Source organism: Psychrobacillus sp. FJAT-21963 (assembly GCF_001420585.1).
Lineage (GTDB): Bacteria > Bacillota > Bacilli > Bacillales_A > Planococcaceae > Psychrobacillus.
In genome coordinates this window covers 631,220-654,584 of record NZ_LJIY01000002.1, presented here as the reverse complement: position 1 = coordinate 654,584, position 23,365 = coordinate 631,220, and the positions used below count along the sequence as shown (strand labels likewise).

General features: G+C 33.2%; 24 protein-coding genes and 1 pseudogene. 18 read left to right on the top strand and 7 right to left on the bottom strand.

What is annotated here, in order from left to right; all coding sequences use genetic code 11:
- The first annotated feature begins 10 nt into the window (after positions 1–10).
- The 4 genes from AN959_RS09090 to AN959_RS09075 all read left to right on the top strand — a co-directional run bounded on the left by AN959_RS09090 (position 11) and on the right by AN959_RS09075 (position 3,293).
- Positions 11–757: a carboxylesterase gene (locus tag AN959_RS09090; RefSeq protein ID WP_253278893.1), complete on the top strand. Its 747-nt coding sequence runs from the start codon at positions 11–13 to the stop codon at positions 755–757.
- Between the two features lie 492 nt (positions 758–1,249).
- Positions 1,250–1,768 (top strand): NUDIX domain-containing protein, encoded by a 519-nt coding sequence (locus AN959_RS09085; protein ID WP_056830061.1) that lies wholly within the window; start codon positions 1,250–1,252, stop codon positions 1,766–1,768.
- 161 nt (positions 1,769–1,929) lie between these two features.
- Complete coding sequence (locus tag AN959_RS09080; protein WP_056830059.1) at positions 1,930–2,352, top strand: hypothetical protein; 423 nt, start codon at positions 1,930–1,932, stop codon at positions 2,350–2,352.
- Positions 2,353–2,555: 203 nt separating this feature from the next.
- Positions 2,556–3,293, top strand: coding sequence for a hypothetical protein (locus AN959_RS09075; RefSeq protein WP_056830057.1), 738 nt, complete (start codon positions 2,556–2,558; stop codon positions 3,291–3,293).
- A 364-nt stretch (positions 3,294–3,657) separates the two neighbouring features.
- Here the strand turns inward: AN959_RS09075 and AN959_RS09070 are convergent, their stop codons facing one another.
- On the bottom strand, positions 3,658–4,035 hold the full coding sequence (locus AN959_RS09070) for an SET domain-containing protein (RefSeq protein WP_056830055.1): 378 nt from the start codon (positions 4,033–4,035) through the stop codon (positions 3,658–3,660).
- A gap of 191 nt (positions 4,036–4,226) precedes the next feature.
- Positions 4,227–4,661, bottom strand: a pseudogene (locus AN959_RS09065) (GyrI-like domain-containing protein); the annotation flags it as partial.
- 220 nt (positions 4,662–4,881) lie between these two features.
- On the opposite strand from AN959_RS09065, the gene AN959_RS09060 reads away from it, so the two are divergent.
- Positions 4,882–5,364, top strand: a complete 483-nt coding sequence (locus tag AN959_RS09060; RefSeq protein ID WP_056830050.1) for a DUF2975 domain-containing protein — start codon at positions 4,882–4,884, stop codon at positions 5,362–5,364.
- 10 nt (positions 5,365–5,374) lie between these two features.
- Entirely contained in the window at positions 5,375–5,596 is a 222-nt protein-coding gene (locus AN959_RS09055; protein ID WP_053589371.1) for a helix-turn-helix transcriptional regulator, read from the top strand.
- A 211-nt stretch (positions 5,597–5,807) separates the two neighbouring features.
- Here AN959_RS09055 and AN959_RS09050 read toward each other — a convergent pair whose 3' ends face one another.
- From AN959_RS09050 to AN959_RS09040, 3 genes are all read right to left on the bottom strand, one after another.
- A complete protein-coding gene (locus AN959_RS09050; RefSeq protein WP_056830047.1) occupies positions 5,808–6,101 on the bottom strand; it encodes a spore coat protein in 294 nt (97 codons plus the stop codon).
- Positions 6,102–6,121: 20 nt separating this feature from the next.
- Positions 6,122–6,325 carry a hypothetical protein gene (locus tag AN959_RS09045; protein WP_056830045.1) on the bottom strand — a complete coding sequence of 68 codons (204 nt, stop codon included), beginning with the start codon at positions 6,323–6,325 and terminating at the stop codon, positions 6,122–6,124.
- Positions 6,326–6,504: 179 nt separating this feature from the next.
- The gene (locus AN959_RS09040) at positions 6,505–6,729 is read right to left on the bottom strand and encodes a hypothetical protein (protein ID WP_056830043.1); all 225 of its coding nucleotides are present in this window, start codon (positions 6,727–6,729) and stop codon (positions 6,505–6,507) included.
- Positions 6,730–7,355: 626 nt separating this feature from the next.
- Here AN959_RS09040 and AN959_RS09030 point away from each other — a divergent pair.
- The 3 genes from AN959_RS09030 to AN959_RS09020 all read left to right on the top strand — a co-directional run bounded on the left by AN959_RS09030 (position 7,356) and on the right by AN959_RS09020 (position 9,085).
- Entirely contained in the window at positions 7,356–7,862 is a 507-nt protein-coding gene (locus AN959_RS09030) for a nucleoside deaminase (RefSeq protein WP_056830040.1), read from the top strand.
- 143 nt (positions 7,863–8,005) lie between these two features.
- A complete protein-coding gene (locus AN959_RS09025; protein WP_056830039.1) occupies positions 8,006–8,455 on the top strand; it encodes a GNAT family N-acetyltransferase in 450 nt (149 codons plus the stop codon).
- Positions 8,456–8,512: 57 nt separating this feature from the next.
- Positions 8,513–9,085, top strand: coding sequence for a GNAT family N-acetyltransferase (locus AN959_RS09020; protein WP_056830315.1), 573 nt, complete (start codon positions 8,513–8,515; stop codon positions 9,083–9,085).
- 122 nt (positions 9,086–9,207) lie between these two features.
- On the opposite strand, the gene AN959_RS09015 is transcribed toward AN959_RS09020, so the two are convergent.
- Positions 9,208–10,041: a MerR family transcriptional regulator gene (locus tag AN959_RS09015; RefSeq protein ID WP_056830037.1), complete on the bottom strand. Its 834-nt coding sequence runs from the start codon at positions 10,039–10,041 to the stop codon at positions 9,208–9,210.
- 119 nt (positions 10,042–10,160) lie between these two features.
- Between AN959_RS09015 and norA the strand changes: the two genes are divergently transcribed.
- From norA to AN959_RS08970, 8 genes are all read left to right on the top strand, one after another.
- Positions 10,161–11,366, top strand: a complete 1,206-nt coding sequence (gene norA, locus AN959_RS09010; RefSeq protein WP_056830035.1) for a multidrug efflux MFS transporter NorA — start codon at positions 10,161–10,163, stop codon at positions 11,364–11,366.
- Between the two features lie 323 nt (positions 11,367–11,689).
- A complete protein-coding gene (locus AN959_RS09005) occupies positions 11,690–12,130 on the top strand; it encodes an NUDIX hydrolase (RefSeq protein WP_056830033.1) in 441 nt (146 codons plus the stop codon).
- A 1,278-nt stretch (positions 12,131–13,408) separates the two neighbouring features.
- Positions 13,409–13,975 carry an RNA polymerase sigma factor gene (locus AN959_RS08995; protein ID WP_053589383.1) on the top strand — a complete coding sequence of 189 codons (567 nt, stop codon included), beginning with the start codon at positions 13,409–13,411 and terminating at the stop codon, positions 13,973–13,975.
- Positions 13,953–15,530 (top strand): DUF4179 domain-containing protein, encoded by a 1,578-nt coding sequence (locus AN959_RS08990; RefSeq protein WP_056830028.1) that lies wholly within the window; start codon positions 13,953–13,955, stop codon positions 15,528–15,530. The genes AN959_RS08995 and AN959_RS08990 overlap by 23 nt, the downstream gene beginning before the upstream one ends.
- Before the next feature lie 1,070 nt (positions 15,531–16,600).
- The gene (locus tag AN959_RS08985; protein WP_056830026.1) at positions 16,601–18,907 is read left to right on the top strand and encodes an ABC transporter permease; all 2,307 of its coding nucleotides are present in this window, start codon (positions 16,601–16,603) and stop codon (positions 18,905–18,907) included.
- Between the two features lie 4 nt (positions 18,908–18,911).
- A complete protein-coding gene (locus AN959_RS08980) occupies positions 18,912–19,670 on the top strand; it encodes an ABC transporter ATP-binding protein (protein WP_056830023.1) in 759 nt (252 codons plus the stop codon).
- Between the two features lie 241 nt (positions 19,671–19,911).
- Entirely contained in the window at positions 19,912–21,387 is a 1,476-nt protein-coding gene (locus AN959_RS08975) for a serine hydrolase (RefSeq protein ID WP_056830021.1), read from the top strand.
- A gap of 191 nt (positions 21,388–21,578) precedes the next feature.
- Positions 21,579–21,767, top strand: a complete 189-nt coding sequence (locus tag AN959_RS08970) for a DUF2975 domain-containing protein (RefSeq protein WP_056830020.1) — start codon at positions 21,579–21,581, stop codon at positions 21,765–21,767.
- A gap of 299 nt (positions 21,768–22,066) precedes the next feature.
- On the opposite strand, the gene AN959_RS08965 is transcribed toward AN959_RS08970, so the two are convergent.
- On the bottom strand, positions 22,067–22,885 hold the full coding sequence (locus AN959_RS08965; RefSeq protein ID WP_056830018.1) for a metallophosphoesterase: 819 nt from the start codon (positions 22,883–22,885) through the stop codon (positions 22,067–22,069).
- Between the two features lie 195 nt (positions 22,886–23,080).
- On the opposite strand from AN959_RS08965, the gene AN959_RS08960 reads away from it, so the two are divergent.
- A complete protein-coding gene (locus AN959_RS08960; protein ID WP_053589389.1) occupies positions 23,081–23,302 on the top strand; it encodes a hypothetical protein in 222 nt (73 codons plus the stop codon).
- The last annotated feature ends 63 nt before the right edge of the window (positions 23,303–23,365 follow it).

Genomic DNA, 23,365 nt, shown 5'->3' with positions numbered 1-23,365 from the left:
ATTCAAAATAATGATGAAACTAGTACCCCCTAAGCCTTTTTTCTATAAAGGTGGAGAGAAAGCCGTTTTACTATTACATTCGTTTACAAGCAATACGAATGATATGAAAAAGTTAGCGAAGTATTTGCAAGAGAACAATTATTCTTGCTATGCACCATTATACAGTGGGCATGGTTTAACACCTGAAGAACTTCTCACATATAGACCGTCAGATTGGTGGCAAGATGTACTAAACGGTTACCAGTTGTTGAAGGATGAAGGTTTTGAAAAAATAGCTGTGATTGGTCTTTCTCTTGGTGGTGTGTTTGCATTAAAAGTTGGTCAAGAGTTGGAGATAAATGGTGTTGTGACAATGTCAGTGCCAATACATCGGGAAGCTACTTTTCTACAAAAGCGTGTCTTTCATTATGCAAAAGGATATAAACAACTTGAAGGGAAAAATGAAGAACAAATAAATTTAGAAATGATACATCTTCAAAATATGCCTATCGATTCATTAAATGAATTCCAACAGCTAATTGATCTAACGATGAATAAATTAGCACTATTAAACTCGCCAATTCGTATATTATATGGTGAATTAGATGAACCATTGTATAAAGAGAGTGCAGAGGTAATTTTTCAAAGCGTTGCGACGAATCGAAAAACAATGAAGGGGTATCCGAACTCTAAACATTTAATGACCTTAGGAACGGACATTAACGACGTGAACAAAGATATTCTAACATTCTTAAATGATTTAACTTGGTGGTTTTAATGAATCTTCAACTAACAGTAGTTTAACTTCAGAAAGGAGTATTGCTGTTTCCTTATTCAACTAACGGTATTTAGAATGAGTGGTTCTTGTATAAAAGCACCTTATTTTCTTCTACAATTGAGACCAATTGTGGAGCAAACATAGATAGAAAAGAATCATACTTTTTAATATAACCGGAACTTAAATCTGTTAGATAAGTATCCATTTTGATCAATCTTTTATCAAAATGGATACTTTTTATTTATCGTAAAATATTGGTTTTTGGTATTTTTGATCAAACTTTATAGGGTCAGATCACTATAGTTTTTTATAGAGGCGTTTTTTTGGATATTATACTATGATGAAGATTGTGAAAAAATGCACTTAAACTAACGGGGCAAGTTAGTGAAAGAAGAATATTGAATTTTAAATAAATGTTCTAAGTAATTAAAGGATTAATTGATTATTTTATTGAAGTACAAGTATAAAGAATAGAAACACCTAGGAGGGATAATGATTTTTAATAAGGTGATAGAAGTACAACACGTTCAAGGGGATATTAAGGTAAATTACAGAGAAGCTATAAGAGCTATTATATTTCATAAAAATAAAATCCTTTTAGTTCATTCGAATAAAGGGGATTATAAATTTCCTGGCGGCGGGGTTGAAGGTAATGAAAGCCATTCGGAGTGTCTCATTCGTGAAGTGGCAGAAGAAACTGGGTATATTAACTGTATAATTAAAGACAAGCTGGGGTCAGTTATTGAAAGGAAATTAGACGAATATGACAATAACGCTTTATTCCAAATGACTTCACACTACTATCTTTGTGAATTAATAAACGATAAAAGAATTGCTCAACAATTGGATGAATATGAGTCCGCACAGGAGTTTAGACCAGAATGGGTTTCCCTTCATGATGCAATTGAGCAAAATGAAAAAATTATTAATAGCTTTGATATTGAAAAGAACGGTTGGGTAAAACGTGAAATCTTTGTTTTAAAGAAACTCAAAAATATATTAAGCTTATAGATTTCAGAAACAGTGAAGCGAATATTCTGTATAAGATCGCTTACTGTGCTAATGGGTGCTTTACTTCCAGAAGGAGTAAAGCCTTTTTTATTCTTCAACTGAATGGACAGGTTAGTTCGATCAGGAAACTCAATTTAAATATTGTCTTGAGGAGGGATTTTATGAACTTAAGAAAAGTTGGATTATATACAATATGCCTATTGTTATTGTGGTTGGTCGGTTGTTCATCTTCCCCTGATGAAAGTGGCAGTTATAAAATAGCAGAAATAAATGAAGATATTCCTGTTCCAGCAAATGCGGAATCAAGTAAAGCACAATTTGATAATCCTAAAATTAAAAAAGGCGAAAAATATAGTTTAGAGAATTTTGGAGGAGAACAAGGACTTTATCCGCCAAATGAATATTTTGAAGAAATTAAAAATTGGGGTTGGGAAGAGTTGGAAAAAGAACAAATGGGGCACGTCCACTTTTTTAAAAAAGGAGATACTATTATCTCTATTGTTATTAAAGAGGATTATTTTTATTTGGTTGAAATGAAGGAAGACTTCGAGTTTAGTCACTTAAAAAGCCCTATTTCTTATTGAGCTAACGGGGCAGATTAGTGGAATAAGAAGGTTTATGTGTGGATGGTGTTGAATAAGTTAATATATGTAAATTATTTGATCAAAGTGAAGGTGTTTTAAGGCATACTTTACTTAAAGTTGGAACTGGTACTTTTTTATGGAACTAACGAGTTATACGATTTGATAATGAAAAATTACGAGTAGTTAAAACTGGGAGGGTGTCTGTGAGCTATTTTTATACGATGATCATAATCTCTATAATGATCATGAGTGGATGTTCTAATAACGGGTCTGGGTATGATTTAAAACAAGAAAATGAACAATTAAAGCAAGAAAATGCAAAGTTATCAGTAGTTAAAGAGGGATTAGAATTAGATTTGAAAATAGCTAGCTTGGAAGCATCTAGAAAAAAAGAACAATTAACTAGTGAAATAACTTCATTAAAGATCGACAATGAAAAGCAAAAAGAAATAATTAATCGTTATCAGAATGTACTAGGATTCTCCAGATCGGGTAATCGTACCATCGCCGATGCTTTGAGTATCTTTTCTCCTGATCAAGTAAAAACGGGTAACCAAATCGCCGATTTAATCGTTTCAGATGTAAAGAGTGAGTCAATTAATGACGCAACAGGTTACTCTATAAATTTCACTGGTGAATTTAAAGTCAAAGGCTCCATCATACATGATGTGAGTGGTGAAAGAGAGTATTCCTTTATAGTCAAAGAGAATTTAGAGACCATGCCACACACATTATGGCAATTTGAAAAAGGAAGTATCTTTTTTGAAATTACAAACAATGAAGATTTAAGAAAATCATTGGGCGATAAATTAGAGACTTTACCTGAGGATGGTCAACTAGAAATAGTAGGGGTTTTTAAAAATTATTCTTATAATGAAGTTCCTGAATCGGACTCTCTGCCGAGTAATGCTGAATTTGTACGATTAATATCAGAGAACTAATCTTTGTATTGAGGATAGGTGTTTTCTTGTTAAACTAACGGGGTGCTTTCGTTAGAAAACAAAGGAAGCAGTTTAGTGGAAGCTTATTTATTATTCGGGGGGGTAATTCATACGACTTTAGGTGTGTATGATGGATCAATTTAAATAATAAAGCAAATGCGAATAAAAAAAGCTATCTGGAATAGAAAGTACGAACTAGTGGGTAAGAAGGAACACAATATGTGTTGGAACTTTTTTATAAAACGGAATATTAATTAAAAAATTAAAAGAAGCCATTTTGAATATACTTCTTTCAAAATGGCTTCTTTTTGTATTGAAAATTTGTAAATTCGGAAGGGAAATCGTCAAGAATGGCTATGTCTTTTTATTCCTGATCAAACCACAATTGTTCTTTGTCATCAACGTCGCCATTATAATTGATTAGAACTTCTTCACCTGCTTTAATATCTTTATAAGCATAGAAATCAAATGTTTGATTTTCAAAATTAATCTCATATGTTGCATTAGGTTCATAAGAATGGTTAAATAACATTCCATAACCTAAAAGGATAGCAGATTTATTTGTCCCATACTCAAAAGCGTAATCCGCGAGTAAGGTTTGTTCAATGAATTGATGCTGCTCGTTTGGATATGAAATAACAGGTGCTTCATGTAATAACATTCCTTTTTTTATATCACATGTAGCAAATACTCCTCTGTTGAATTCTCCATCACTTATTGGAGATGTTTTTACCTCTATCATGTTTGTTCTCCTACTCACTTTTAAAATTTACTTTCTAACTTTAACATTAATTTGTTCTTTGTACCTCTTTTTTTGTTTTTTCAACGCCTTTTATTTGGAGAATTAATTCAACTTACTGGGCAGATTTATGAAAGAAGAAGAAGAAGAAGTAGGAGCTATAATCCACTTGTTCTTCTATATATGATAAAATATCATATTTTTACAGGTACACATATTTCGCAATAAGAGCTATTGATCATCTCAGCCGTGTATCTTTCCAAAATAGGTTTGTTTTCAATTTCGTATTCATTATTATTTGTTAGAGTATGAAAAATATCGGTATATGCTTTTTGAATTTCGTCTGCTGTATGTTTCACTTCGTAAATAAGGTATTTTCCACCAGAAAGTTCACCTTCACAAATTGAATCATCTAGTTGATAATCCTTTGAAATCACAATACAAGCATCAAATCTACAGTCTTCCGGAACAGTTGTTTCAGGGTTATCTTGCGGAATTGCAAGAAGAATTGCAGTCTCAAGAAGATTTTCCTCCGTTGCCCATTTTTTTAACTTCTCCATTACTTCCATATTTGCAGGACCGTATTGACCAATTCGTCGCATATAAGCGATGCGATAGTTGGGAAGTGTTTATACATATTATTTCTTTAAGATTTTTGGATATATTTTAAAATAATAATTTCATTCTTCAACTATAACTTGTACATGGAGGTATGTTACATATCGTGTCTATAATTAAGAAAATGTTTACAAATCAATAAAAAAATAATTATTATCAATAACATTTTATTGTAAAACGATAAATGCTGTGATAAAATCAAAATGAAAATAAATAAGTGAGGTGCTTTTTATGAAAAGTGGATCAACACTCTTTTTAAAGATAGCTGTTATTCTTATGGGTATACCTATTCTTGCTCTATGCATATTTTTGGTACCTGAGATAGCAAATTTTGCAGCAGAATTGTATCCAGATATAGCTTATTTGAAATATCTTGTTTTTATCGATTTGTATGCAGCTGCAATACCTTTTTACTTTGCTCTGTATCAAGCTTTTAAACTTTTAAGCTATATTGACAAGAATAAAGCTTTCTCGGAATTATCTGTAAGAGCTCTAAAGAATATAAAATACTGTGCAATTGCAATCAGTACTATATTTGCAGTAGGCATGCCACTCTTCTATCTCGTGGCTGAGAGAGACGACGCTCCAGGAATCATACTAATTGGAATGGTCATAATTTTTGCTTCAATTGTAATTGCAGTCTTTGCTGCCGTTCTCCAAAGGCTATTACAAGAAGCTATTAATATAAAATCTGAAAATGATTTAACAGTCTGAGGTGAATAACATGCCAATTATAATCAATATTGATGTGATGCTGGCCAAAAGGAAAATGAGCGTAACAGAACTTTCAGAGAGGGTTGGAATAACAATGGCTAACCTTTCTATATTGAAAAATGGAAAGGCAAAAGCGATTCGATTATCAACTTTAGAGGCAATATGTAAGGCTTTAGAATGTCAGCCTGGAGATCTTTTGGAATACCTTGGTGAGGAAGACGCTCAAGAATAATACAGTAATTTATACATTGAGGATGAGTTGCTTCGGCAACTCTTTTTCTTATTGGACTAATGGAGGGTTTAGTCCAATCCATTCATTAAATTCATGCATGATCCTAAATTTCTAATAATGTGGCATTGAATTTTGCTATTAGCATTAGCACCTCTTTTTGTCATATGTAAAGCGTACATTTAAATGTACGCTTTTAGGTATTTTCTATTTTCTACAACCGGTCATCTGGATGCAGGTTATTTTGCATAAGTTCCTGTACATTGCCAACCTGCTCCGTAGAAGCAAGCTCGGTCTTATACCAGCCATTCTTACTCATGATCTCAAAAAGCTGATAATGGTTTGAGCTCGCATTTTCAAAACATTGTTCATAAATTTCCCGTAGCTGCTGATGTGCAGTCTCTAACATGGTATTGCTGATGCTTCGGCAGCGTCCTTTCTCCAGTTCTAGACAAAGCTGAAGTATTTCACGGTCTGTTAAACCGCGTTCCGCAATATTATTTGGCATTTGAACCCCACCTTTTGCAGTTATTGAATATTGTTAGTTTGGTTAAAATATTGGGAAAGGTCGGCAATTTTTAACTGGTGTTTTTCTGCCATCTCCTCCAGTGTTTTACTTAGCTCTTGGTCTTTGCATTGTGTTGCACACCAGTTCATCGTTTTTGCGATTATCACTTCTGAACGTATTTCATCTTCAATAAATGCCAATTCTTTCTTTGTTAGGACGGTCATCTTGTTTCATCTCCCAAACACAATAATGTAAAGTTAGTATTGTTTGTATGGAGCTATTTTATCCTTTATAAGAATATCTTTTGTTTACTCGTTTATAAATTTGTTTTAATTAATTGTGAAATTGGTACAAACCGAAACATTTCAACAGTACTTATTACATGTAACTAGTTTTTAATTGTTTAATCTTTCCCATTGATTTTAATAACTGGAGTGTTACTATGCATGTATGTTAAGAGTACTTCCTCATGGCTATCATCATAGAAGTCTTCTTGGATGGCAATGTTCGCCTCAGTTGTGGAGCTAACTCCCTTTTTAGAGGTAATTTTATTGTCCTTATTCTTTATTTCATCCAATTCAATATTTGCTTCAGCTGTTTCCATCTTTAAAAACTCATCTTTTTTCATTTTTTCACCCCTTAATTTCTTAATAGCATGTAACAAAAACGGATAATAATTCGATGTGTACCTTAATTTTTACATTACTAATCAACTGTTGTGTAGAAATGCACTTAAATTAACGGGAGATTTAGTTGATTTAGAGTGTATTCATAAAAAAAGATTATCAAGTGTCTATAATTGTTTTTTGTGCAAACTATTTTCATTTGATACTCGTCTTTATTAAGAAGAGAAGAGATGGTGTGAAATTGAACTTTCATTCCATCTTTTATTGTTTCTTGTATCAATTGAGAATTTGAATTTTTTATTTTATGAACTAAAGAGGCAGGTTAGTTTAATAAATGTATAGAATTATTAATGTAGGTGACGCAATGTTTAGAAGTGATTGTGAGTTTAAAAATTCTATATTGAGGTTATCAAAGAGTTATTGTCGATTTGGGTGGGATGATGATTTCACATGTCATCATTTCTTTAGTGGCTTAAACAACAAGAATAATTTATGTACTTTTAAAGCTTATGATAATGAATTATTGGTTGGAAGTTTGAATTTCATTCAAATTCTCCAAAAACCAAAAGAGCATTATTGTTGAAGAATAAAAAAAACATAAATCCAATATTGGAGTTAGGGGAAATTTATGAATACTGATAAAGATAGACTTTTTTTAGAAATGGCGTTGGAAGAGGCAGAGCAAGCATTAATGGAAAATACATACCCAGTAGGAGCAGTAATTGTTGATGAAAACTTCAACTTAATTTCAAGAGGACGAAATAGAGTACATCCAGCAAAAGATGCAACTGCCCACGCGGAAATTGATGCTATAAAAAATGCAGGACAAGCAATATTTAACGCAAAAATAAAAAGAGAGAAATTCACCATATACACTTCGTTAGAGCCTTGTCCTATGTGTACGGGTGGGATTTTATTTGCAAATATAAAAAGAGTAGTTTGGATAATAAATGACGACTTAGGATTTGGTGGCTATAGAAAAATAAAAGAATCTAAGGTCTTCGATGAAAGGTTTAGTATAGTAGAAATGATTGAACAACCATATGAAGACTTAAAGTATAGGCAAAAAGAGCTTATGATTGAATGGGCAGTTAATCCAAATAATGTTATAAACTTACGAAATGCATTAAAATAGAAAAAACTTACTCAACTATTTGCGCAGGTTTGTGAAATAAACTAGGAATGAATTTTATAAAGCTATAAAACTTGCAACAGTTAATATGCATCGAATAGCTAACAGGAAAATAACATAATTAAATAGACTTGAGGTGGTTTTTAGTGAACCAACACAAAATAATAATTACTCATTATACACCCAAATACGCTAAGCAGACAGTGGATATGTGGCGAGATAGTAAGGAACAGGCTGTTAATCAGAAAGAAATTCACAGCTTTGAAAATCACGTGTATTTTTTAAATCATATATTATCCGAACAGTATCAAGTAGATATAGCGATAATTGATGAAGAAGTAGTTGGAATGATTGCCTATAATGAAAGAGAAATAAGCCAACTATATATTCACATAGATTATCAAGGAATCGGCATAGGTCATACATTACTAGATCGAGTAAAAGCACAATCAAGTGGAAGATTAACATTATACACATTTGAAGTAAATGTAAATGCACAACGATTTTATGAAAAACATGGATTTGAAATCATAGGTAGAGGACACGAAAATGAAGAAAATTTACCAGATATTCAATATGAATGGATATCCAAATAAATGGTGTAATTGGGTGCTTAATGAATTTTAGGAGAGGGGGGAAGATAAGGGATGGATATGAACAATTTATTTACAATTGACTGTGGTGAAATATTTCTGAGAGAGTTTAGAATTGAAGATGTAGAAAGCATTTATGAAATTACCTCACAACCTGAAGTGTATGAATTTTTGCCTGATTGGCGTTCAACAAGGGAACAACGATTGAACTGGGTTTCAAATTATGAAATACCATCTAATAAGGAGTTTTTGTTAGCTGTACCTAATATAGGTAGTCAAAATTATTTGAAATTGGGAATTGTTTTAAAAGAAACTGGCGAATTTATAGGTTTCTGCAATACAGGTATTAAAGAAGAACTAAAAGAACCAAACCGAGAAATTGCTTATGCTATTTCAAAACATTACAGAAATCGTGGATACATAACGAAAGCAGTAAAAGGATTGATTACATATTTGTTTGAGAATACAGATGTAGAACAACTTAATACAGTTTTTCTGCCTCGCAATGTAAGCTCAAGTAAAGTTAGTCAAAAATGCGGTTTTCGTTTTAATGGAGATATCGAAATTGAAGACCAAACGCATTATCATTACACTCTTACCAAAGAAGACTGGAAAAATATTAATAGTCACTAGGTTAATATAACGAGTAAAGCCAACATTTAAGTTGGCTTTTTTGTTTCACATATGGAATATAATATGTATCAATTTCTCAAACTCATTTACGAAGTTTTATGAGAGGTTATTTAAAGATACAATTAATTCTCTATCTTATCGACTTTTATCATAATTTTGGTGACGAAATGTTCTTTATGATTCTTTACTACAGTATCATAAATGTACTCTTCAAAAATATAATCTCCTAAGGTTAAATTTAAAGCTTCCATCTCTGAAAAAAGTAGCTTATATGTTTTATGTATTGTTTTCTCATCCCCAATATGATATCCAATAAGAAAATCACCCTTAACAGTTCGAAAATAAGGATGTCCTTCCTGTGGATTTGGTTGTTCAATATATAAATAGCTATAATTAGTAAATTCTCCCTTTAATACATGCTCTCGTTTCGTTATACTGCCTATTGGATATCCTGTATCAAGATGTGATTCGTTCAATTCGTTAATAAAATCTGAAAAAACCTCTACAAATTCTTCATCAGTTATATTTTCAATATTTCTGCTTATATAAAGTGTTACATCAGGTAATTGTTCAAGTGTAATTTGATGAAAATCTATGTGTGCTGCTTCTTCCATTAAAGCGATTTTTGCCTCGATAATTTTTTCCTTCGTCTCAATCTCCTGACGCTTTTTAACTATCTCTTCCTTTTTTTGATACATTAAGGATAAAAAACTTTCAGGTGTTTTATTTTGCGTGTAATGTTGAATTTCAATTAGCGACATACCAAGATCCTTTAATAAATCAATAACAAAGAATAGTTCTAATTGGCGAATTGAATAATATCGATATCCTTTTTCACTTTTCAATACCGGAGAAAAAAGACCGATTTGATCGTAATAAAAGAGTGTCTGTTTGTTTACTTTACAAAGCTTTGCAAATTCACCTGTAGTTAAATATTTTCCATTCTTTTTATTCATTTTTTTACAACACCACCCTTGACTATATAGCTACTATATACACTAGGATAAAAATTGTAAACAAATGAAACCATACAAGTTAGTTTACAGCAATTAGTATGTTAAGGAGAATATAGAAAATGAAAACACATAAAGTCACCTTAGGATTATTATTAATGAATTTATTTATCGCCTTTTTGGGAATTGGTTTAGTAATTCCAGTCTTACCTACGCTAATGAATGAATTAGGCATAACTGGAACAACAATTGGTTATTTAACAGCGGCGTTTGCAATTGCTCAATTAATTGTTTCACCATTTGCAGGGAAAGCAGTAGATAAATTGGGTAGGAAAATTATGATTGTAATTGGTTTGTTTATTTTCGGCATCTCCGAATTTTTATTCGGTCTCGGTAAAGAAATCGAAGTGTTATTTATTTCTCGTATTTTAGGTGGTATTGGTGCTGCATTTATAATGCCAGCTGTTACGGCTTTTATTGCTGATATTACAAATTTGGATACTCGCCCAAAGGCACTCGGTTATATGTCAGCTGCAATTAGTACAGGATTTATTATTGGCCCAGGTATTGGTGGATTTTTAGCGGAATTTGGAACACGGATACCGTTCTTCTTTGCCGGAGCACTTGGTACAATTGCTGCTATACTCTCTATAATTTTATTATCTGAGCCAAATCGTACAAAAGAAAGTAATGAACAAGTATTAGAAGGTAAGAAGGGCTTCAAACGTATAATTGCACCAAAATATTTCTTAGCATTTATTTTAATTTTTATTGCCTCGTTTGGATTAGCAGCTTTTGAATCATTCTTTAGTTTATTTGTGGACCACAAATTTCAATTTAAACCATCGGATATCGCAATTGTTATCACAGGTGGTGCAATTTTTGGTGCAGCATCTCAAGTCATATTATTTGATAGACTAACAAGAATTTGGGGAGAAATTAAACTGATTCGTTACAGCTTAATATTATCAGCCTTACTTGTCTTTTTAATGACTGTAGTTCATTCCTATTTTTCCATTTTACTTGTTACATTTATTGTTTTTGTAGGATTCGATTTATTTAGACCAGCTGTTACTTCATATCTTTCGAATATCGCAGGGAATGAACAAGGTTTCGTTGGTGGAATGAACTCTATGTTTACAAGTTTAGCGAACATTTGTGGTCCAATTTTAGGGGGGATGTTATTTGATATAAATATTAACTATCCTTACTATTTTGCGACTGTAATACTAGCTCTCGGGATAGTTCTAACATTGTTCTGGAAAAGTGCAAATGATTCAAAAGAAGGGGAAATTAATATCCTCGATTTAGAGAAAAAGGTAATTTAAATTCAGAAGCAGTAAATTATTGAATCCAATAGATTAATAAGTACGCAGATTACTAACTTTGTGTTGATCCAAGAAGGGAAAGCCTCTATTTGTGTTGAACTTATAGAACTAATAGGCAGGTTAGTTCAACAATATCGTTATTGAACTAACGACGTCGGTTAGTAAGTTAAAACTATTACTCGCTATTGATGATTCATACGACTTTAGAAATGAGTAAGGAACGGTAACGTAATGCCGTTGGGGTAATAACTGAACAATTAATACAGGAGAATTCTTTTGTTGTGTAGAAAATAACCATAAGATTCTTTTTTGGAGGTAAGAATATGTTTATCGTAAATGTTGAAGGTGCAATATACAAAAATGAAAAATGGCTCTTAATAAAACGTAGCGAAAAAGAAGAACACGCAGGAGGTTCACTATCTCTTGTTGGAGGTAAGGTAGAAAACGAAGGAAACTCAACAGATGTTTTAGAAAGAACACTTAAAAGGGAAATTGCTGAAGAAATTGGAGTAGAGGTTTCAAACCTTAGATATGTTAATAGTTCTTCCTTTGTTACAGACGCGGGTATAAGTGTTGTAGATATCGTCTTTTTATGTGACCACGAATCTGGAGAAGCCTTTGCTAAGAGTCCTGATGAAGTTGACAGTGTTTTTTGGATGACAACCAAGCAAATTCTTGAGAATTCAACTATACCTATTTATTTAAAGGAAAATATAAAACTTGCGGATAAATTAGTAAGCACTAATGAAACAGTTGTATTGTAGTTGGCATTCTCTTATTTAACTAGCGGGAGCTTTACTTCAAAAGGAATAAGGCCATTGTTATTGAGCTAACGGGTGCTTTAGTTAAACAAGACCATCATAAGATGGTCTATTTTTACGTTCAAAATAACAAGGAGATCTCGGTGTTTCATTGTGAAATGTTACACTTAAACTAACGCAGCAGGTTAGTGAAAGAGGAAATAAAAAACGAGAATAGAATATAAACATTGAGGATTAGGAGTCTTATCAATTAATAAACATTAAATTATTTTAGGGGAGTCAGTGACATTAATATTAATCAAAATGTAAAAACGTCGGGTGCTTACGTTTTATATCGGGGGCTGTTTATTTTTCAGGTTGGTCCTACAGAAGAGGCAGATAACCTTGGAGTAGTTAGACTTGGTGGGCATAAAGAATTTGAAGAAACCGCATTAGAGACAGCTAGGCGTGAAGTTTTTGAAGAGGCTTCAATGAAAATAACTCCAATAAATTCTCCAATAACTTATCATATGAGTGAGTGGGGAAATAAGCCTTCCATAATACGGTTAGGCGAGGAAATAGCTCCAATTTTAGTTAAAGGAAATGAGCAGGAATCTTTATCAATAATGTATCTTTCCTACTCTGAAAATGAACCAAATCCCTCTTCAGAAACTAATGGACTTCTACTACTAACTCCAGAAGATGTTCATTTTATCTGTAATAATAAAATTACTTTAAATGATTTTATTAAACAAAATGGAAAAGTGATATTAAAAGGAAATATAAATAGAGANAGATTTATTCATCATAAAATAAAATCAATAAAATGAGGATGTTTGTGAAACTAACACTTAAACTAACGGGTGCTTTAGTTGAGGATAGTGGATTGTTTAGGCAACTCTTTTTCTTTTGGACTACCTGGGAAAGTTAGTTGAATAATTATGATAAAATAGGTAGTAAAATTTATATTTAATCAATACATATTCAGATAAAGTATTGCAAACATTAGACTTATCTCAAGTTGCCTTGCCACAAGAATGGCTTCTTAAATGGTTTGAGGAATTGAATAGTTTATAAGCTGATAAGTTACCAATCTTGTTCAACTAACGGTTGCCTAGTTAAAGATAAGAAAAAAGATCGTTCACATTAAATGAACGATTTTTTTTTAGGAATTCAACCTATCGATTTCAGCTTTTTTTGAAAATTTTACAAGAACATGAAATTATTTAACTATATAACTCGTTATTAGTGAAGAGAGAAAGAAACGAGATATGCGCATAATCGTTTTACAAGGAGGTTCATATGGAAGAAGAGCTGCAGTGGATTCAAGAAGTATTAACTGGCAACAAGCAGGCTTATACTCACATTATAAATAAATACAAAAACTTGCTATATGCGACTATTTTACGGATGACCAAAAATCCGCAAATTGCTCAAGACTTGGTTCAAGAATCATTTATTAAAGTATATCACCAGCTTGGGAAGTATGATAATAAGGGTTCTTTTTCGAGTTGGATTTACCGGGTGACTATCAACCATTGTATGGATGAGTTCAGAAAGAAAAGCTACCAAATGAAACAAGTAGAAATAGACGAAGAAAGAGTTGTAGATTCTATTCATCCAGAAGTTATTTTATTGAAAAAGGAAAAAAGTAGACAGTTAGAACGATTGATCTCAACTCTTCCAGAGGATGAAAGAATGATCATTCTATTACGATATGTAAATGAATTAAGCTATGAAGAAATAAGTGAACTGGTTGAAGTACCACTTTCAGGGGTTCGTAATAAACTTCATCGAGCAAAGAAAAAAATGAGAGAAACGGTAAATCGGGAAGGAGGCTATTTTTATGAACTGTCCGAAGGTAGATAAACTTTCCCAGTACGCTGATAACCTACTAACACAACAAGAACATTCTCAAATACTTACACATATAAACACTTGTGATACATGTACAAGTATTGTTCAACTCTTTAAAGAGGAACAACAATTTTTAAAAGAAAATTTACAATCACCAACATTACCGGATGATTTTGCATCACTTGTTTTGGAACAACTGGAACCATACAAACAGAAAGATGTACGAGGAAAAAAACAAATCTGGAATCGTATATTTCTATTAGCAGCTAGCATTGTGTTAGCTTTAGGTTTGACTGCTACATTAAGCCCTAGCTTTGCTCAGTTAATAGAAGGCATGTTTAGTACAAAACAGGTAGATGAAGGACTAAAGATGGCATCAGATGAAGGGTTGAGCGAAAGGGTTAATTTGGAAGTATCAGATCAGGATCTTACATTTAAAGTAGAAGATATAATTGTAGATTCATCACGAGTGGCATTATCTTTACAAGTTATTAATGAAGATGGTGTAGCAGAAAGACCAAACATAAATGAATCAAACAAAGGTAACCGAATTTCAGTTAATGGTTATAATGGTGAGTACACCTACTCCATGGGTTACAGAATGGATAGAGGGTTAGATTATAATTCCTTTCAAGTGTTTATTAGTGATGAACCTGGATTAGAAAAAGTAACTATCAATTTTCATCTTGTCGAGTTAAACGGCAAACAGGGAAAATGGGAGTTAGAGATACCAGTTGAATTAACAGATAACAGTGATAAAACTGAAAATGTAATTCTAAATAATGCTACCCAAAATATTAATGGAGTAGCAATTAATCTAAAGGAAATACAGTACGCTCCCACTTCTAATACATTGTTGTATGAAACTTCTTATGAATCATCAGAGCAAGTAAAAGTAGAGGATAATTTTCAATCATTAAAAGAACAGTTTGGATTTGACGTAACTGAGTTCAATACTTTTGGAACATCTATAAAATATCATATAGAAAATGAAGAAAAGGAAGTTATTCTGAAATTTTCACCTTTTAATCAGGAGGAAGCAATGGACGAAAAACTAATCATTAGTTCTGCACGAGGAAAAGGAAAATTAGGTCATACAGCTTGGAAGGAAGCTTTTGTACCAGATAAAATTGACAGTAAACTCACTTTTGTATTGGATGGTGTCTATAAAGTAGTTCCCACTGATTTTTCTGTTAAGTTCAATCCAAATAAAATAAAGGAAAATCCTGTTTCATTTAAATATATGGGAAATGGAGTAACAATAAAAAAAGCAGAATTACAGAGTGCAGCTAATACAAGTGAACCGACTTTTTTTGAAATTGAAATGGAGGTGAATAAAGAAAGCGGAGCAGCGGAACTTGGTATATGGGTGTTGAGGGACGATACTGGAAAATCTTTTAGAATTGATAATGAAACTACAACAAAGGGAAAAGAAAGTAACATGCGATCCATCTATTTCAAAACTAATGGTTTAGATGAAATCCCAGAGGAAATGTCTTTACATTTGCTTACTGCAACTAGCTATAATGAGCTAGAGGAAAAATGGAGAGTTCCGTTATATGAATAAAATAATAAGCCTATAGGATAGAAAATAAAGAAGAAAGTGTCTTCGTCAACAAATTTTGTATAAAGTAGTCGCTTTTTTATATGCGGGATTGCAAACAATAATGACTACAATCTTCTTCAATTAACAGGGCACTTTAGTTTAAAGTCTTGGGGGTTGCTTCGGCAACTCTTTTTCTTATTGAACGGAAATATAAGTAATAAGAAATAATAAATGAAGTACATTATTTAACAAAATTGTTAAGGTGAAAAATGAAGAATAATAAAAATAAATCAAATGTTGGATATACAATATTTAAGCCAACGGGAGTATGTCACGAATTCCCTCAAGAGTAAAACAACAAGTGATTGGTAACGTACTTTTTATCGAAAAAACATATATGACAGTTATAGTTGAGTAAAAACTGAAAGTGTAAATGTCCAAGGAAGTATTGATAAAGAAGCGCTGATTTTGGGTTTCATGGTTGGCTAACAGGAAATCTTTACAAATTCTTATTAATTCCCTGTTTTATTAAACTGTATAATTAACGTGTTATTCAAGCTCTATACAAAGGGAACAGGAGGGGAATCTATGTATAAAAATGAAAATTTACTTTAAAAAAGACAGATTACAAGGTCTTATTAAAAAACTACATATAAAAGGAAAATTATAATTATGCAAAAAAAACAATTTGTGATCGTTAATATGGTAGTAATCACCATATTAATGCTAATGACAAACATTTGGCCAATTGTTATTGGGTCAGTTACCAAATATGTAATGTAACAATCGAGAAGCTTGAATAATAAAATAGTAGATTGACTTTTTGTCATCTTCCTTATGTACAAATTAAAAGGAGAATGTAGTTCTGAAAGTAAATTTTGAGGGATTAATATAATTATGAATAATATTCTTTGACTAATAGGAGCTTTAACCCGATGAGGAATAATGCTCTTTTTTGTTGAAAAGGACAATTATTTGGGAAATATTTTCAACCTTAAGATGCATAAAATCTCAGTCTTGAGATGTACTATAATTTTTTAGTTATCTGTTAGATTTATATTATGAAAGAAAACCTAATACGGAGGTGACTTATGTATAACAGAATAATAGGCAATGACATTTTAAAGAGCAAAGCGATAACGTTGACAACAATGATATTTGTTGCTGCTGCGGCTATGCTTGTTTCGCTCGCGGCGATACTCGTCGTCAATCTTTCGGGTTCGCTAGATACACTTATGAAAAATGCTAAGACTCCTCATTTTATGCAGATGCATTCGGGTGAAATTGATACTGATCGGCTTGCATCATTCGCTGAGCAAAACAGCAATGTCGATGATTATCAGGTGGTTGAATTTCTCAACATAGACAGTACGCAAATTATATTGGGCAATAATTCACTTGCGAATAGTGTTCAGGATAACGGCTTAAGCATACAAAACGAAAAATTCGATTATCTTCTTGATCTTAATAGTAACATCATCAACGTTTCCGACGGTGAAATTTATGTTCCAATAAGTTATATGAGGGACAAAACCACAAAGGTAGGTGACAAAGCGGTAATAAGCGGGAAGGAATTTACCGTTGCGGGATTTCTCCGTGATTCCACTATGAATTCCTCGCTCTCCGCGTCAAAGCGATTTCTTGTAAGCATCAATGATTTCGCGGAAATTAAAGACCTTGGAAGTATCGAGTATCTGATTGAGTTTAGATTAAAGGATTTCTCGGCGATAAGTGAATTTGAAACAGCTTATGCTTCCGCTGGACTTGAAGCGAACGGACCAACAGTTACATATACACTTTTCAAAACGATGAACGCCATTTCAGACGGGATGATGATTGCGGTTATCCTTCTTGTAAGCGCACTTGTCGTTGCCATCGCATTTATGAGCATTCGTTTTACGCTCCTAGCAAAAATTGAAGATGACTACCGTGAAATTGGCGTTATGAAAGCAATTGGGCTTCATCTTTCCGACATAAAGAAGATATATCTTGCAAAATATGCAGCTATTGCGGCGGCAGGTAGTATCCTTGGTTTTGTTCTTTCGCTTATGTTTCAAGGCATTCTTCTTGAAAATATACGGCTTTTTATGGGCGAAAGCGAAAATTCTTCTTTTGCAATAGTTTTAGGAATCATTGGAATACTAGTTGTATTTCTTGCAATTATTGCTTATGTAAATGGAGTGCTGAAACGTTTTAAGAAAATCTCCGTTGCAGAAGCTATACGCTTTGGTACTTCCCAGGAAAAAAAGGCTGGCGCTAAGCGTTTTTCCTTAAATAAAAACAGACTGTTTAGTACGAATATTTTTCTCGGAATCAAGGATGTCTTCGCAAGAAAAAGACTTTACGCCACAATGCTTGTAGTACTGGTGATTTCAGCATTTATAATTATTGTTCCGCAGAACCTTTACAACACGATTTCTGAAAAAAGCTTCATTCAATATATGGGAATTGGAAACTACGATCTGCGCATACAGACCAATATAACTGACAAAAGCGATGAAATTGTGAAGACAATCAACAGCGACAGTACCGTTTCGAAATATGCTGTTATGACAACTAAGACATTCAAAGTAAAAACGAGTAACGGGTCAGAGGAAAATATAAAAGTTGAACTTGGTGACCATTCGGTATTTCCTATAGAGTATTCTGAGGGCAGAGCTCCTGTTGCAGAAAACGAAATCTCTCTTTCGTCTATAAACGCCGATGATCTGGGCAAAAAGGTCGGCGAGGTCATGACGCTGGTGATTGAAGGGAAGGAGAAAAATCTCACGGTAAGCGGAATATATTCGGATGTCACCAACGGCGGCAAAACCGCAAAGGCTGTATTCACCGACAATTCGGCGAGCGTCATGTGGACCATCGTCTGTGTTGAACTTTCGGATAAATCTCTTGTCGAAAGCAAGGTTTTAGGATATTCGGACAAATTCGATTTTGCAAAGACTTCCGACATTGATGAATTTGTTTCTCAGACCCTAGGCTCGACAATAAGTTCCGTTAAAATGGCTTCCTACGCAGCAATTGCCGTTGCACTGATTATTACAGTACTAGTTACACTGTTGTTCATGAAAATGCTTATTGCAAAGGACAGATATTCCATTGTTGTCATGAAAGCGCTCAGTTTTACAAACTCGGACATTAAGACACAGTATGTTTCTCGTTCCGTTTTCGTTCTGATTGTCGGAATTATTCTGGGTACGCTTCTCGCGAACACTCTCGGAGAGGTCCTTGCCGGCGCGCTTATTGCTTCGTTTGGAGCGTCAACATTTAATTTTACAGTTAATCCGCTTACAGCGTATTTGCTAAGTCCGCTGATGATGATAGTCGCGGTGCTTATCGCTACAGTGTTGGGAACATCAGGTGCGGGGCAAATAAAAATTTCTGACAATATAAAGGAGTAGGCATATGAATAAGATTATTATCGGTGATCACATTGTGAAATCTTTTGGCGTGGACGATGAACAGCGAAATGTTCTCGACGGAGTGTCCGTTGATATAAATGAGGGTGAATTCGTTGCAGTTATGGGTCCTTCGGGATCGGGAAAATCTACACTGATGTTTGCTTTGAGTGGAATGGACAGCGTAGACGGCGGAAAGGTCGTTTTTGATGGCATGGATCTAACGGAGGTCGGGGAGAAAGAGCTTTCAGAAATACGTAGAATAAAAATGGGATTTATATTTCAGCAGCCTACTATGCTGAAAAATCTAAATATACTCGATAACATTATTCTTCCGTCAATGCGAAACAACAGAAAAAACGCACCAAAAATATCTAAGAAGGCAAGAATGCTAATGCAAAGGGTAGGCATTGGAGATCTTGAAAAGCGCGATATTACACAGGTTTCGGGAGGTCAGCTTCAGCGTGCAGGAATATGCCGAGCGCTTATGAACAATCCGAAAATCATCTTCGGTGACGAACCTACTGGCGCGCTCAACTCTAAATCTTCGGAGGAGATTATGGACATATTTTCTGAAATCAACTCGGACGGAACCGCGCTTATGCTTGTAACTCATGACGCAAAAGTTGCAGCACGGACAGATCGTATTATGTTTATGCGTGACGGAAAAATCGTGAGCGAGTTGAAGCTTCCGAAGTTTGACGGGAAGGAAATTGAAAATAGAGTTGATGAAGTTACAGTTAAAATGAGAGAAGTAGGAATATGATTTAATTTCTTCAAGAAAAGAAAAGAAAAAAAACAACAATTAAGTATACCCTGCTCCATCGTTAAAAAAGAGGAGAGCGTACATTAATAATTCTATGGATTTCGGTGGACTACTTGTATGGACTCCTCAAACAATTTTCATTCTCTGTGGTGAAGCGCTGATTATTGCGCTTCATCGATTACTAACGGGGGAGAGAGACAAGGTCTTATAAAAAACTACATATAAAAGGAATTTTTAAATTATGCCAAAAAAACAATTTATAATTATTAAAATGTTAGTAATCACCATATTATTGCTAATGACAAACATTAGCGGAGTTGTATTTGCAAACGAAGATGAGTCTACAAATGGTAATCTAGATATTTCTGATATCGATGAATTTATGACCAATGAAATCGAGAGACTGGACCTTCCTGGTGCTTCTTTGGCTATCGTAAAGGGAGATCAAGTTGAATACTTACAAGGGTATGGTTTTGCAAATGGAACAAATATAACACCGCAAACGCCAATTGTTATTGGGTCAGTTACTAAATCCTTTACAGCGCTTGCCATTATGCAGTTAGTAGAACAAGGAAAAATTAGATTAGAAGATCCCGTGCAATCTTATATACCTTGGTTTCAAATTGCAGATAAAGAGGAATCTAAAAAAATCACCATTCAACACTTATTGAATCAAACAAGCGGTTTTTCTACATATGATGGTCAAGTTGCTATTTCACAAGGAGATCAAACATTAAAAGAACATATACAAAGCTTGGTAAATATAGAATTGACATACCCTGTTGGGGAGCAATATCAATATTCGAATTTGAATTATAGCATTTTAGGTTTAGTCGTCGAGGAAGTGACGAATACATCGTATAAGGACTACATAAATAAATATATATTCAAACCACTTGAAATGAGCAATAGCTTCACTGATCCTAAAGATGATATAAACAATATAATTGCGAACGGATATCAAACAATATTCGGCATAAAAGTGCCGACAGAGCAGTTAAACCATGAGGGCAATGTTCCTTCTGGTTACATTATTTCCAGTGCGGAAGATATGGCAAATTATATGATCGCACAACTGAATCAGGGTGAATTTAAAGGAAATAGTATTTTATCATCGAATGCCATGAACACAATGCATCATCCATCATCTTTCACAGGAAATGATACCTACTATGCGATGGGCTGGGAAGTGAATAATGAAGGAATTTCCCATAATGGATGGACAGAAAACACATATTCAAAAGTTCTGTTAGATGGTGAGTACGGCATCAGCCTACAAATCAATTCCATGGATTATTTTAATCTTAATGAATATGATGCCATCGTAAGTGGAATAAACAAGCTGGTACATAATGAAGATCTTTCTATTTCTGATAGTAATCCATTTATGAAATATATAATTATTGATTTGATTTTACTCGCATTCATCGCTTTAATTGTTTGGTCATCTTACAGAATCTTTAAACCTAAAAATAGAAAAGTAACGACATTACGTAAGATTCTAAATAGGTTGATTATATTAGTATTTATCTGGCTGCTGCCGTTGATTATTTTAATTGGATTCCCTAAATTATTTGGCCCATTGTCTACGGTGACTTTATTTGCTCCTGGAATAGGGCACCTGTTATTTTTAATACCTTTGTTCCTTTTAATTGTAGGAGTCGTTAAATTAGGTAAAGTAACACTAACATTAAAGAAAAATACTTTGGATGCATAAGCTCTCTAAAATCGTGAATACAGGAGGTACTACTATAACGGGTATCGCCATTTCTTATTCAACTACCGGGGCAGGTTAGTTGAATAAGTTTATAAATAGAATAGTTTTTTAGTTTTATAAAGCATTTCTTTGTAAAGAGGAATGCTTTTTTATTATTTTTTTAAAATGAAAATGATATCACTATAATCACCGTGATAGTAGTAGGAATTATATTTGGAGTTATATTAGTTTCAGGTGAAGGTGAAGACATAACAGGTTTTATAAGCTTGGGATTAATACTCATTTTTACTTCAATGGTGATGGGGATCTTTGCTACTGCTCTTCAAAAACTTTTACAAGAAGCAATCGACATAAAATCAGTGAATGACTTAATAGTCTGAGGTGGATTATCTAACTGATTTTAAAACAGAAAAAGAATTGATTCAAACTGTTGAGAATAATATTTACTACTATAACTATAAACGGTTCCAATAACGACTGAGCCACCGAGCTCCGATAGAATATCGAATCTCGATGGCTCATAGTCTCTTTAGAACTGTCTACTTGACACAGGGGTAAGTGTAAATTTGGTCTTTTTTAATTATGATTGAAATTTCAAGAATATAGTTCTTGCTATTATGACAGAAGCATTTGTTTGTATATCAAGGTTAATATCGTTATCTCAAAATTTATTTCAAAGCTATATTAGTGTTAAATGATGTAGAGAAATTTCAGGGCGACTTCCAAAACGTATATTAACGCCAGTTTGTCCTAATCCTTCGCTAATATAAAATGATTTTCCCTGATGACTATGCAATCCTTTTATCATATTTAAGCGAACTAGTTTCCCCATTTTTATAAGATGATACGGTTTCGGCCAATGAATTTGCCCCCCATGAAAATGACCAGATAGTAAATAATCATAAGGAACATCTTCCATGCTAAGTACTATGTTCGGATCATGAGTTAATACAAGATTGTATCCATCCGTCAGTCCTTCGTATGATTTATCCACGTTACTCCTATTTGTAGAGAAATCATCTATTCCAATAATGTTAATTTTCTTCCCATTATTCCATAGCACATCATTTTCATTTATCAACGTTTTACATCCATTCTGATCTAAAACTTGCTTTAATTTAATGAAATCTGGATGTCTTAAAACATAATCGTGGTTTCCAAACACTGCATAAGTTCCGTGTTTTGGATTCAATTCATTTAAAACTTTTAAATATGGTAATAGTTTAGGGATAGTACGTTTACGATCTAAAAAATCTCCCGTTAAAGCAATCAGATCAATTGACTGATCTTCTAGAATAGAATAAAGGTGCGAAGGTGAAATGGAAATGTTTTCAAGATGCATATCTGAAATATGTAATACACGAAATGGATTTCTGTCTACCTGTGTATTCACATTGGAATTAATAAACACATTATTAAATAATACTAGCTTGGTATTTTTATAGCCTTTATAAAATAAAAAAGACAGGATAGTTACAATGAAAAACGAAAACAAAATTAACTAGTAAATTCCCCCTCTTGGAAAATAATATAGGAGAAGTGAGAAGATTGTTAGCTTTAATTTATGGATACACAACCAGTTATGTTTATGATGAAACAAAATGAAGGATAATAATACTAAGCATAATAGCAAATTGATTACCGATACTAAGTGGGTTCAAAAATATATTTAAAAGAAAGGAGGAAGATTGTAATGAGGTTTCTTACTTGGGGTGCAATCGGGGTTGCTATTTTTGGTGTAGTTCGAGGGATGCGAAATGGTACCTTTAAACAATTTACTCAAAATATGCCGAACAAATTAAATTTACAGAACCTACAGCAAATGACTAAACCATTGCAACAAGCGACGCAGCCATTACAAGGGATGGCAAATAACCCTTTAACCGATAAACTACCAAAGCAGCAAGGCTTCTAATTTGTTGTAAAAAGATATAGAAATTCTCTTTTTTTTTAAATTACCTATAAGCTATGCCTATAA

What these genes read in the sequence shown, in the direction of transcription:
- AN959_RS08975 (WP_056830021.1), top strand. Translation starts at nt 19,912, where the DNA reads ATGCCAAAAAAACAATTTATAATTATTAAAATGTTAGTAATCACCATA.
- AN959_RS08985 (WP_056830026.1), top strand. Translation starts at nt 16,601, where the DNA reads ATGTATAACAGAATAATAGGCAATGACATTTTAAAGAGCAAAGCGATA.
- AN959_RS09015 (WP_056830037.1), bottom strand. Translation starts at nt 10,041, where the DNA reads ATGAATAAAAAGAATGGAAAATATTTAACTACAGGTGAATTTGCAAAG.
- AN959_RS09090 (WP_253278893.1), top strand. Translation starts at nt 11, where the DNA reads ATGATGAAACTAGTACCCCCTAAGCCTTTTTTCTATAAAGGTGGAGAG.
- AN959_RS09050 (WP_056830047.1), bottom strand. Translation starts at nt 6,101, where the DNA reads ATGCCAAATAATATTGCGGAACGCGGTTTAACAGACCGTGAAATACTT.
- AN959_RS08990 (WP_056830028.1), top strand. Translation starts at nt 13,953, where the DNA reads ATGAACTGTCCGAAGGTAGATAAACTTTCCCAGTACGCTGATAACCTA.
- AN959_RS09055 (WP_053589371.1), top strand. Translation starts at nt 5,375, where the DNA reads ATGCCAATTATAATCAATATTGATGTGATGCTGGCCAAAAGGAAAATG.
- AN959_RS09030 (WP_056830040.1), top strand. Translation starts at nt 7,356, where the DNA reads ATGAATACTGATAAAGATAGACTTTTTTTAGAAATGGCGTTGGAAGAG.
- AN959_RS09020 (WP_056830315.1), top strand. Translation starts at nt 8,513, where the DNA reads ATGAACAATTTATTTACAATTGACTGTGGTGAAATATTTCTGAGAGAG.
- AN959_RS09080 (WP_056830059.1), top strand. Translation starts at nt 1,930, where the DNA reads ATGAACTTAAGAAAAGTTGGATTATATACAATATGCCTATTGTTATTG.
- AN959_RS09005 (WP_056830033.1), top strand. Translation starts at nt 11,690, where the DNA reads ATGTTTATCGTAAATGTTGAAGGTGCAATATACAAAAATGAAAAATGG.
- AN959_RS09070 (WP_056830055.1), bottom strand. Translation starts at nt 4,035, where the DNA reads ATGATAGAGGTAAAAACATCTCCAATAAGTGATGGAGAATTCAACAGA.
- AN959_RS09060 (WP_056830050.1), top strand. Translation starts at nt 4,882, where the DNA reads ATGAAAAGTGGATCAACACTCTTTTTAAAGATAGCTGTTATTCTTATG.
- AN959_RS08995 (WP_053589383.1), top strand. Translation starts at nt 13,409, where the DNA reads ATGGAAGAAGAGCTGCAGTGGATTCAAGAAGTATTAACTGGCAACAAG.
- norA (WP_056830035.1), top strand. Translation starts at nt 10,161, where the DNA reads ATGAAAACACATAAAGTCACCTTAGGATTATTATTAATGAATTTATTT.
- AN959_RS08980 (WP_056830023.1), top strand. Translation starts at nt 18,912, where the DNA reads ATGAATAAGATTATTATCGGTGATCACATTGTGAAATCTTTTGGCGTG.
- AN959_RS09045 (WP_056830045.1), bottom strand. Translation starts at nt 6,325, where the DNA reads ATGACCGTCCTAACAAAGAAAGAATTGGCATTTATTGAAGATGAAATA.
- AN959_RS09040 (WP_056830043.1), bottom strand. Translation starts at nt 6,729, where the DNA reads ATGAAAAAAGATGAGTTTTTAAAGATGGAAACAGCTGAAGCAAATATT.
- AN959_RS08960 (WP_053589389.1), top strand. Translation starts at nt 23,081, where the DNA reads ATGAGGTTTCTTACTTGGGGTGCAATCGGGGTTGCTATTTTTGGTGTA.
- AN959_RS09085 (WP_056830061.1), top strand. Translation starts at nt 1,250, where the DNA reads ATGATTTTTAATAAGGTGATAGAAGTACAACACGTTCAAGGGGATATT.